The 10,703-nt window shown below is 27.8% G+C and carries 12 protein-coding genes and 4 tRNA genes; 10 read left to right on the top strand and 6 right to left on the bottom strand.

Annotated features, from left to right (window positions below; translation table 4 throughout):
- Window positions 1–139 precede the first annotated feature (139 nt).
- Together FJO69_RS07415 and truB are read right to left on the bottom strand one after the other, a co-directional pair.
- On the bottom strand, window positions 140–943 hold the full coding sequence (locus FJO69_RS07415) for a YcsE-related riboflavin metabolism phosphatase (RefSeq protein WP_140781460.1): 804 nt from the start codon (window positions 941–943) through the stop codon (window positions 140–142).
- Window positions 936–1,805 carry a tRNA pseudouridine(55) synthase TruB gene (gene truB, locus FJO69_RS02410; RefSeq protein ID WP_140781459.1) on the bottom strand — a complete coding sequence of 290 codons (870 nt, stop codon included), beginning with the start codon at window positions 1,803–1,805 and terminating at the stop codon, window positions 936–938. Before truB ends, FJO69_RS07415 begins: the two co-directional genes overlap by 8 nt.
- A 105-nt stretch (window positions 1,806–1,910) precedes the next feature.
- Between truB and FJO69_RS02405 the strand changes: the two genes are divergently transcribed.
- The 5 genes from FJO69_RS02405 to FJO69_RS07405 all read left to right on the top strand — a co-directional run bounded on the left by FJO69_RS02405 (window position 1,911) and on the right by FJO69_RS07405 (window position 5,639).
- Window positions 1,911–2,435: a cysteine hydrolase family protein gene (locus tag FJO69_RS02405; RefSeq protein ID WP_140781458.1), complete on the top strand. Its 525-nt coding sequence runs from the start codon at window positions 1,911–1,913 to the stop codon at window positions 2,433–2,435.
- Between the two features lie 274 nt (window positions 2,436–2,709).
- A complete protein-coding gene (gene rpsD, locus FJO69_RS02400) occupies window positions 2,710–3,315 on the top strand; it encodes a 30S ribosomal protein S4 (RefSeq protein WP_140781457.1) in 606 nt (201 codons plus the stop codon).
- Window positions 3,316–3,489: 174 nt separating this feature from the next.
- Window positions 3,490–4,332, top strand: a complete 843-nt coding sequence (locus FJO69_RS07410; RefSeq protein WP_140781456.1) for a hypothetical protein — start codon at window positions 3,490–3,492, stop codon at window positions 4,330–4,332.
- Between the two features lie 201 nt (window positions 4,333–4,533).
- Window positions 4,534–5,259, top strand: a complete 726-nt coding sequence (locus FJO69_RS02390) for a triose-phosphate isomerase (RefSeq protein WP_140781455.1) — start codon at window positions 4,534–4,536, stop codon at window positions 5,257–5,259.
- Complete coding sequence (locus FJO69_RS07405) at window positions 5,259–5,639, top strand: hypothetical protein (protein ID WP_140781453.1); 381 nt, start codon at window positions 5,259–5,261, stop codon at window positions 5,637–5,639. Before FJO69_RS02390 ends, FJO69_RS07405 begins: the two co-directional genes overlap by 1 nt.
- Window positions 5,640–5,742: 103 nt before the next feature.
- On the opposite strand, the gene FJO69_RS02380 is transcribed toward FJO69_RS07405, so the two are convergent.
- The 4 genes from FJO69_RS02380 to FJO69_RS02365 all read right to left on the bottom strand — a co-directional run bounded on the left by FJO69_RS02380 (window position 5,743) and on the right by FJO69_RS02365 (window position 6,275).
- A tRNA-Val gene (locus tag FJO69_RS02380) sits at window positions 5,743–5,818 on the bottom strand.
- 3 nt (window positions 5,819–5,821) lie between these two features.
- Window positions 5,822–5,897 (bottom strand) — tRNA-Glu (locus FJO69_RS02375).
- 6 nt (window positions 5,898–5,903) lie between these two features.
- A tRNA-Asn gene (locus tag FJO69_RS02370) sits at window positions 5,904–5,978 on the bottom strand.
- 221 nt (window positions 5,979–6,199) lie between these two features.
- A tRNA-Thr gene (locus FJO69_RS02365) sits at window positions 6,200–6,275 on the bottom strand.
- A gap of 140 nt (window positions 6,276–6,415) precedes the next feature.
- Between FJO69_RS02365 and FJO69_RS02360 the strand changes: the two genes are divergently transcribed.
- The 5 genes from FJO69_RS02360 to FJO69_RS02340 all read left to right on the top strand — a co-directional run bounded on the left by FJO69_RS02360 (window position 6,416) and on the right by FJO69_RS02340 (window position 10,670).
- A complete protein-coding gene (locus FJO69_RS02360; RefSeq protein ID WP_140781452.1) occupies window positions 6,416–6,856 on the top strand; it encodes a division/cell wall cluster transcriptional repressor MraZ in 441 nt (146 codons plus the stop codon).
- Entirely contained in the window at window positions 6,850–7,755 is a 906-nt protein-coding gene (gene rsmH / locus FJO69_RS02355; protein WP_140781451.1) for a 16S rRNA (cytosine(1402)-N(4))-methyltransferase RsmH, read from the top strand. Before FJO69_RS02360 ends, rsmH begins: the two co-directional genes overlap by 7 nt.
- Before the next feature lies 1 nt (window position 7,756).
- Window positions 7,757–8,725 (top strand): hypothetical protein, encoded by a 969-nt coding sequence (locus FJO69_RS07400; RefSeq protein ID WP_140781450.1) that lies wholly within the window; start codon window positions 7,757–7,759, stop codon window positions 8,723–8,725.
- Window positions 8,726–8,734: 9 nt separating this feature from the next.
- Window positions 8,735–9,865: a cell division protein FtsZ gene (gene ftsZ, locus FJO69_RS02345; protein WP_140781449.1), complete on the top strand. Its 1,131-nt coding sequence runs from the start codon at window positions 8,735–8,737 to the stop codon at window positions 9,863–9,865.
- Window positions 9,866–9,962: 97 nt separating this feature from the next.
- A complete protein-coding gene (locus tag FJO69_RS02340) occupies window positions 9,963–10,670 on the top strand; it encodes a pseudouridine synthase (protein ID WP_140781447.1) in 708 nt (235 codons plus the stop codon).
- The last annotated feature ends 33 nt before the right edge of the window (window positions 10,671–10,703 follow it).

Below are 10,703 nucleotides of genomic sequence, written 5' to 3'. Positions count from 1 at the left end.
AATTTATGAAATCTTCATAAAGAATCAAAATCTCTAATCATTCTTCTTGTTTTAATTGCTTCATAATTACTCCTTAATATATAAAAAGTGAACACATATATGTGTCCACTAATTTTGTCCTAGTTTAGGTGTTCCGCTTTTAATTAAAGAAACCTTTTTCTCTTAGTTTGAAATATGGTCCGTCTTCGGTAACTGGTAAACAAATTTCTTTGGCTGCATCCTTGGTTACATCTTCGCCGTTACCCATAGCAATACCTAGACCTACTTCTTCTAACATTTCGATATCGTTTTCCGAATCACCGAAAGCCACCATTTCATCTAAGGTAATACCTAATAAATCGCCTAGAATTTTTAATCCGGTTGCTTTGGTAATTCCTTTAGCAGAAATAAATACTCCTCCAGCTCATTCAGCTAAAACTCACATATCCATGTTATTTTCTTCAAAAAATTCAGATAAAGCTGTACCTAATTCATGGGGTGTTTTTGAAGAAATAGTAATTAAGTAATTTTTATCTTCTTTTGATTCAAATTCTTTTTCAGAAATAAATTTATCTTTAAAAGGACGATAGAATCAATGATCGATATTAAATAGTTCGTTGTAATAACCTCATTTATTACCAACAAAAGAAAAAGGTAATTGATGTTCTTCTGCATATTCTCTGAATTTTACAAAATCTTGATATGCAATAGTTTTTTCAAATATATATTCTCCGGTTTTTAAATCTAAAATAAAAGTACCGTTTGCTCCAACAAAGTAATCAACATAAGGATTATTAATTTGTTTGCCGACTGTGAAAATATCACGACCTGAACATAAAACGTTAATATATCCTTCTGCTTTTAACTTTTCAAACATTTCTTTCATTCTTGGAGTTAGCTCGTCTACACCAAAAGGTAGTAGCGTTCCATCGATATCGAAAACTATCATTTTATATTTAGTCATTTGATTTTCTCCCTTGAATGAATTTATCTAGGCGTGTGAAAATGATTTTGGTAAATTTAACTAACCCAAAATCATTTTCTCCCCAGCCTATTATTTGATTACAGTATGTAAACATTGTAAATCCACAAGAGTTTTGGAGCTCTTTAATAAACACTTCTCGACTCTTGGCAAGGAGATCAAGCTCTCCTTTGCTTAGCCTAACTAATGATACCGGAAAAAGGTCATTAATATTATGAATTTCTTCAAAATTTAGATCGTCATTTAGCCTAATTAAGCCTACTTTTGTTCTTCTTAAAATGTTAACAACAGCGTCAGTTTTTAAATATAAACCGATGTCATGAATTAAACTTCTAATATAAGTTCCTTTTGACACTTTAGTATTAATAATAAAAGTTTGATTATTATAATCAAAATCTAAAAGCTCTAATTCCATAATTTCAATTTTAGCTGGGTGTAAATTTACTTCCTTATTATTTCTGGCTAGTTGGTATGATCTAACTCCATTAACTTTTTTGGCAGAAAAAATTGGGGGAATTTGCTCTTTGGTATTTTTAATATATTTTAAACCTTCTACTAATTGCTCTTTTGTTATTTTAGGACGATTTAAATAGGTAATTTTTTCACCTTCATCGAAGCTAGCTGAACTTTGATGCAAGCTTGCTTTTACATAATATGATTTATCGTCAGCCAATAAAAAACCAAGGGTTTTAGTATCTTCATCGGTCGCCACAATTAATAAACCTTCAGCTAAAGGGTCAAGTGTGCCACCATGTCCGATTTTTTTAATATTATTTTCCTTAGCAAATTTTTTTATCATTTGAAAACTTGAAATACCACGTGGTTTATTTAACTTATAAAACATATTTTCTCCAATCGTTAATGATAACAAATAAAATGCTATAAAATTTGCAAAGTAAATATAATGATTAAATAGCCAAATTATTATAATAATTTAAGAAGGGATAACATGAAAAAAAGTTTAACAATTGTTGTTGATATGCTAAATGGTTTTGCCAAGGTTGGACCGCTAGCTGATAAAAATATTAAAGATATCATTCCGGAAATTAAAAATGTTTTAGAAAAAAGCGAAAATATTTTATTTATTAACGATTCTCATAGTCCTAATGATCTTGAAATGGCATATTATCCAGATCATTGTTTAACCGGAACTTATGAAGCTGAAATTGTTGATGAATTAAAACCATATGCGAATTGAGTTTTAACTAAAAATACAACTAATGCTTTTTGAGATATTCCTCTTAAAACATGATTTGATTATGATGAATTTATTATTGTAGGTTGTTGCACCGATATTTGTGTTTTAGGTTTATCTATTTCAGCTAAAACCTTCTTAAATCAAGTCGAAAAGCAAAAAGCAATTAAAGTTAAAGCCAATGCTTGTGCTACTTTTGATAAAGAAAATCATGACGCAAAAGAATTTCACAAAAAAACGTTAGAAATACTTAAATTAAACGGTATTGAAATAATTTAAATAATCTTTTAAAATATGTTGGTTTATTAAATTAAACTGCTTATTTTTTATAAGTAAATTTTAAGATTTAACAATATTAAAAATAATTATATTTTTTAGTATTAATCTGTTAAAATTTATAACGCAATGTCACAGCAAAATAATATTAAATATTAAGCTCGGATTTTGTTTAGATTTGAAAGTAAGTTAGCTGTTAAACCGAAATCATTAGAAGACCGAACTCTATTTAAGAATTATTAGACCTTGCAAATTAAAAATTTGAAAGGATAAAATTATGTCAAGATTTACAGGATCTATGTTCAAAAAATCAAGAAGATACGGTGTATCATTACTTGAAAATAATAAAGAATTCTCAAAAGGTAAAAAACGTACAACCGCACCAGGACAACACGGTGCTAAAAGATCAAAACCATCAGATTACCAATTACACATGTACGAAAAACAAAAAGTAAGATTTATGTATGGTTTAAACGAAAGACAATTCAAAACTCTATTCGTAGAAGCTTCTAAAAAACACGGAGTTACAGGGGTTGTTTTATTACAAATGGTTGAATCAAGATTAGACAACTTAGTATTTAGAGCAGGTTGAGCAAGAACAAGAGCACAAGCAAGACAATTCGTTAACCACGGACACTTTACTGTTGATGGTCACAAAGCTAACATTCCTTCAATGAAAGTTAAAATTGGATCAGTTATCGAAATTAAACCTTCTTTAGTAAACAACAAAGATGTTAAAGAAGCCGAAGAAGTTATGACAGTAGCTGATTGATTAACAAAAGAAGGTACAAAAGTTACATTTAACAGATTACCTGAAAGAAACGAATTCGCTAAAGACATTAACGAATCATTAATCGTTGAGTACTACAACCGTTTAGTTTAATTTTAATGAAAATAAGTCGGTCAAAAACCGACTTTTATTTATGCAAAAATTAAAAAAATAATCTATTTAACAAATTTAATTGCTAATTTTGGGTTTAACTGTGTTAAATCAATTTGTTAAATTTTAAAAGTGATAACATAAAGGCAAATAAAATAAAGAAATTAAGGGGAAAAAATGAATAAAAAACAAAAAATACTTTTAGGAGCTTTAATACCGGTTTCTGCTATCGCCGTTGCAGCGGTTGCTATTCCAATTTCAGTTCATTACTACTATAAAGATTGAGATAAGAGACAAGCTGAATATGCTGAATATTTATCTAAAAACCCATCTTTATTAACTCTTAAAAATAAAATAGAAGGTTTAGATAAAAATCCGATTAAAAAAGTAAAACTTAGTTATAGTTCAAACGAAAACGAAGACATTCAAAATAATCTAACTCTAAAATTACAAAATCATTTAAAAAATAACGATAAAAAAATTAAAGGTTTTTATAGAGTTGTTTTAACTTCTGTTTACGTTGAAAATACCGACAAAACAGCAGATAAAAAACAGTTAAATAATCAATTAATAAGCACAATACATAACCAAAAAGGAGTTTTTCACATCGTTTATTTACCTGAAGACTTTTTAAATGATTTATTAATAAATAATAATTATGGAGAAGAAGTATCGGCAGGCGATTTAATAAGTGATTTTTTCTATCATCCTTATGAAGAATTTGATGATTTAATTGTTCCTTTTTCGCAAGGCAAAGCCGGTAAGGGTTATGATTTAGTTGTTACAGAAGAGCAATTATTAAATAATAGAGTAGGATTTAATATTAACGAAATAGCAAAAATTCAAAAAGTAACTAATGACAAAGTTAAAAGAATTTACTTTGAAGTTAGAACTAGTCCTGAACATAACAACAGTTTAGCAATAATGTTTGCTTATTGAAAGAAAATGGATAAAGATTCGAAAGAAAAACATGAAGCACCTTCTACATATTTAAATATTTTTAAATATGAGTTTCAATAATAAATAAAGATAAAAATATGCACACATTCTTTTTTTAAAAAGAGTGTGTTTTATATAAATAAAAATAAAGTTATCTTTTTAAAAATATAAAAAGTAAATTAATTTAATAAGAGTAAAAAGATTTTTAATATAAATTTGAATGAACTTTTGATTTATAAATAATTGCTATTAATATAAAATTTAATATTGAAAGTAGGGAATATGAAATACTTAATTGGTAATTTAAAAATGAATTTAACATATTTAGAAAGTGAAAAATATGTTAATGATCTTTTTGATAATATTAAACAAGCAAATTTAAAAAATGTAAAAGTTGGAGCAGCTTTTTCACATGATGCTATTTCTTTAAAACATAAATATTCAAATTTAAATTTTTTATTTGGAGCTCAAAATATTTTTCATAAAAATAAAGGAGCTTATACGGGCGAAGTTTCAATTAGATCAGCCATTGAACTAGGTTTAGATTTTATTTTAATTGGTCATAGTGAAAGAAGAATGATGTTTGGCGAAACTGATAATCTTATTAATGAAAAAATTAAAACCTTAGAAAATAGTCAAATATGACCAATTTTATGTGTCGGCGAAAATTTAAAAGAATTTGAAGAACAAAGAGTTGAAGAAGTTTTAACTAAACAAATTAATTCTGCTTTAGAAGGAATTGATATTTTACATCGTTTAATTATTTCTTATGAACCGGTTTACTGTATTGGTAATGGTAGAGTTCCGGATATTTCTTATGTGCAACATGTTGTTGATTTAATTAAAAAAATAACTAATAATAAAGTTCCTGTTTTATATGGTGGTTCAGTTTGTGATACTAATATTTTAGATTTAAATGAAGTTAAAAATTTAGACGGTTTTTTAGTTGGAGGAGCGGCTTTAAATCCTTCTAATTTTGTAGAATTAGCTAAAAAAATAGATAAATAATGAAATATATATTTAAAAATAAGTATTTAAGAAAATGAGAAAAAGATTCTGATTTTTCTTTTTCTAGTTTAAATTCTAAAAAAATAACTCCGCAATTTTTAAACGAATTACTTTTAAAACAGCCAGAATTAATAATGGAATTAAAACATTTTTATAAACATATTAGAAATATTATTAACGATGATCAAATTGATTTACTCCAAGATTTATATCAGGCTTATATTTTTATTCCCTTAGATTATTTAAATAAAATTGAAATTTTAAAATCTTGTTTTGCACGTCATGAAAATGTCGAGATATTTTATCAAGACAATATTTTAGATCAAAACGATTTAGAAAAATTGAGACAAGTTTATGATATTGATAAATATATAAAATAAACCAGATTAACTTTTTTAAAAAGCTAACCTGGTTTTTTGTTATTTTACTTAACCAAAATAAAGAAATAAAAATGCACGTCAGTGCATGGTGTATTTCTACAAATGGTGGAGAATGAGGGGCTCGAACCCACGACCCTCGCCTTGTAAGGGCGATGCTCTCCCAACTGAGCTAATTCTCCAAATGGTGACCCTAGCGGGACTCGAACCCACGCATGTATGGATGAAAACCATATGTGTTAACCACTTCACCATAGGGCCATTTAATGGCGCCGACTATTGGGATTGAACCAACGACCAACTGGTTAACAGCCAGCTGCTCTACCGCTGAGCTAAGTCGGCACTCATTTGAAATGCTTAATTATTATAAACCAAATAAATTAGATTTTTCAAAAAAAATATTTTTTTTCGTGCGTTTAATCTTTATATTCTTTTTTCTAATCAATTGGCTGCAAAAATAATAACAAAAATAAAGATATTTTTAATTTTTTTAATTTACTTTTTTAAATTAATTAAAAACCACCTTCTTAAATAAAGGGTGGTTTATAGGTATTAAAAATATCTGGTGCTGGCTAGAGGGATCGAACCCCCGACCCACTGATTACGAATCAGTTGCTCTGCCAACTGAGCTAAGCCAGCGTTTTACCTTTTAATTTTAGCAAAAATCCTAAAAAGCAACGATGAGAACTTTTTTATCTTTTTTTGATTATTTTTTAAATTTTATGTAATAAAAGGCTTATAAATTGCTAAAATTAAAGTGATAGTGGAAGGAAGTGGAAATGTTTGGAAAATATGAACATAAATTAGACGATAAAAACCGCCTAGTTGTACCTGCAAAAATTTTGCAAGAACTAGGCAGTTCATTTTACGTAACTATTGGGCTTGACAAAAACTTAGTATTAAGAAGTAATGAAGAATTTCAAAAACTTACCGCTAAGTTACAAGAAGGAAACTATTTATCAAAAGAAAATAGAGCGATGTCTCGTTATATTTTCGCTAATACAGAATGTTTAACCCCCGATAAGTTAGGTCGTGTTGTCATTTCAAAACATTTACTACAAAAAGTCGCTATCGAAAAAGAAGTTGTTTTCGTGGGAAATAACCTAACCTGTGACATCTTTGCTAAAGATCAATATTACAAAGATGAAGCAGAATTAGATCACGGAGATAATGTTGATGAACTAGCTCGTAAACTATTAGAACAAGGAGTTGCATTATAGAAAAACATATTCCCGTTTTACTTAATGAATGTCTTAACGGACTAAATATTAAAAAAGATGGGATATATGTCGATTTGACTCTGGGACGAGCTGGACATAGTCAAGAAATACTAAAAAGACTTGATAAAGGTAAATTAATTTGTTTCGATAAAGACATTGAGGCAATTAAAGAAAGTGATTTAAAACTTAAACAAATAGCAGATAACTATATTTTGGTTAAAAGTGATTTTAGATTTATTAAGGAAGAACTTAATAAATTAGGAATTAATAAGGTAGATGGTATCTTAGCTGATTTAGGCGTTTCTAGCCCGCAGCTAGATGATATCAAAAGAGGTTTTAGTTATTCTCAAAATACAGATTTAGATATGAGAATGGATTTAGATAATCCATTAACGGCTAAAGACATTATTAATAATTATGAAGAAAGCGAAATTGCCAGAATCTTGTACGAGAACGGTGATGTAAAATTAGCTAAACTAATTGCGAAATCAATTTGTGCAAACCGGCCAATTAATACTTCATATGAATTAAGCGAATTACTAAAACAAATTTTACCTGCCAAAATTGTGCGTGAAAAAAACCCTTCTAAGGCGGTTTTTCAAGCACTTAGAATTGCAGTTAATGACGAATTAAACGCAATTGACGAAATGTTAGACCAAGCTAAGGATCTATTAAATATAGATGGAGTATTAGCGGTTATTACATTTCATAGTAAAGAAGATGCTAAAGTTAAAAATTTCTTTCATAAATTAAACTACACTGATCCCAAGTTGCATAAATTGCCAATTCAAGTCACAAAAACTTGAAAACAAAAAATTATTTTTCCAAGTGACAGCGAATGCGAAAGTAATCGTCGTTCACGATCAGCAAAATTAAGATTAATAACAAAATTGGGGTAAAATGAAAAAAATAATCATTACAGCTTATAAGATTAGCAAAAATAAAATAGAAGTAGAAGTAAGTGAAAAAAACGACTTCGGCTATTTGACTATTTATCAAAGTAAGCTTAATGATGTATATTTAACTCCTAAAAACATTAACGATTTTGTTAAAACTTCAAAAAATAAAATTGAAACTTTAATTCAAGGAAAAATAAAAGACGTCGTTATCTTTTTAGATGACGAAAGCTTAATTACCACCAAAATATTTAATTTAAATAAAGATGTCAAAACTAAATTAAATGATATTAAGCTTTGAAGTAGTTGATCAAAGCTTAAAATGTTTAATCATAAATTTATTAATAATAATTTATTTGTAAATTTTATTAAACTTGATTTTTACAACAAATTAAATTACATAATGGATAAAAATCATTTAAGAATAGCTAAATTATATGATTTAGATTCATTAAGACTTTTAAGCAGTGATTTAGCTAAACAACAAAAACTAGCTACTTTTGTTAGTTTAGATAAATCAAACCTAAAAATCAAAGTTTACTTGCATAATCAATTAATAAAAAGCGATATTATTGATTTAGAAATTTATGAATTTTCAAACCTCCTTTCTGATAAACAATTGTTAAACTTTAATCTAAATTTGGTTAAAGATTTTCAAATTGATAATTACCTATCCTCTTTAAGAAAAATAGTAAAGTCAAGTGTTAAGCAAACACTTGGAAATAGTACATTGAAATTTTTACAAAAAAACAATATTTTTCTTTTTCAAAGTAGCGAATTGATAAAGAAAAATATGTTTGATGAAAACTTTATATTAGTAAAAAGAAAAAACGATTTTATATCAAGCGAAATGGCTGGATTAATTTATTTAATTGATAAACCAATTAAAAATGTTGACAACAAATTATCTCTTACAGCCGAAATGTTTATGATTGATATAAAACAAAATTGACATCAATATTATATTAATTAGGAGTAACGTATGGACCCAACACTAAATCAAAATGATGACTATATGCCAGTAGCCAACATTAAAGTTATTGGTGTTGGTGGTTGTGGTAATAATAGCGTAAAAAGTCTTTTAGGATTAAACCTTGAAGGTGTGGAAATTATCGCTGCTAACACTGATTTGCAAGCTTTAAATGCTTTTGACAAAAAATATCGCCTATTTTTAGGCGACGGTCGAGGCTTTGGAGCGGGAGCTAATCCGCAAGTTGGTTTTAATGCAGCTACTGCTTCTGAAAAAAGAATTAAAGAAACTTTAAAGGAAACAGATTTGGTCATTTTATCTGCTGGTATGGGTGGAGGGACAGGCACCGGAGCCACTCCGGTTATTGCCAAATTAGCCAAAGAACAAGGAGCTCTTGTTGTAGCGGTTATAACTACCCCCTTTAATGCCGAAGGTAAAAAAAGACAACAAAATGCGATTGAAGGAATAGCACAATTAAAAAAATATGTAGATAGCTATATTGTCGTTTCTAACGATAAGCTAATTCAACATTATGGCGATGCTGGTTATAAAGATGCTTTAAGATATTCTGATAATGTTTTAAAACAAGTAACCAGATTAATTATTAATATTATTGCTATTCCAGCTTATATTAATGTCGATTTTGCTGATTTAGAAACGGTAATTAAGAATAAAGGCGAAGCGATAGCGGGTATCGGTGTAGCTTCTGGCGAAGATAGAGCCAAAAAAGCTACTATGTTAGCTATATCAAGTCCAATTTTAGAATCTTCTATTGCCAATGCGAGTGACGCGATAGTATTTATTAATGCTTCTGACAAAGTTCATATGAAAGAATTTGAAGAAGTTAGTGCATTAATTGAAAAGCAAGCTAATAATAAAAATATTAACATTATTTTCGGAATGGGTGAATCCCGTTCAGAAGAAAGCAACAAACTAGGTGAAATTTGTGTTTCAGTTATTGCTACCGGATTAAAAAATGAAGAAGCAAAACCAGAAGAAACAAATAAACCTATTTCTTCATCTAATCATAAAGTAATGGGAGCTACTACTGAATTGTTAGTATCTTCTAATGACTTTACTTATTATGATGAAGATAAAAATAAAAATAATAGTATAGATGATTTACTTATTATGAAATCTTAAAAATGATGTTAGAAATTTTTAGATTTTTTAATCTATATTATTAATATTGGAGATCAAAGCGATCTCCAATTTTTATTTTTTCATTAAAATAATATTTATGAAAATAAGAATAGAAAAGTTGATTTGTGATTTATTCCCTTATTCAAGAAGCGAAGTTAAAAAGTTAATTTCTGCTAAAAGAATAAGTGTTAATGGTGAGATTCTTAAAAAAGCAATTAATGTAGATCCTGAAATAGATGAAATTTATTTAGATGATATGATAATTAAAAATAACGAAGAAACAATTTATATGTTAAATAAACCGTCTGGTTATTTAACAGCTAATTTTGATAATTTTAAACCAACTGTTTTTGATTTAGTTGATTTAGATGCTCGTAAATATTTTGCTTTTGGCAGATTAGATTTCGATACCGAAGGAATTTTATTAATCGGTAAAGACGGCAAACTGGCTCATCAACTTTTATCATTAAAGCACCACGTTGCTAAAACTTATTATTTAGAAGCTAAAAATGCTTTTAGTGAAAAACTTAAAAATCATTACCCTAAACCAATTGATATCGGCGAAGGTGATATTATTAAGGATTATAAATTCGAATTTATTGATGATAATAAAGCTTATTTAACGATTTATCAAGGTAAATATCACCAAATAAAACGAATGATTACCGCGTTTGATAATGAAGTTATATATTTAAAACGAATTAGTTTTGGTCCGATTAATTTGGATGAAAATTTAGCCTTAGGTGAATGAAGAAGTTTAACTAAGCAAGAAATTCAAGCTTTATATGATGAAATAGCTAAATAAAAAATATTAAAAAAGTGTCAAGTATTTTTACTT

It is taken from the genome of [Mycoplasma] falconis (assembly GCF_006385795.1).
Taxonomy (GTDB): Bacteria; Bacillota_I; Bacilli_A; order Mycoplasmatales; family Metamycoplasmataceae; genus Metamycoplasma; species Metamycoplasma falconis.
Note: the sequence above shows the minus strand (reverse complement) of the source record. Positions and strands in the feature narration are given on the sequence as shown.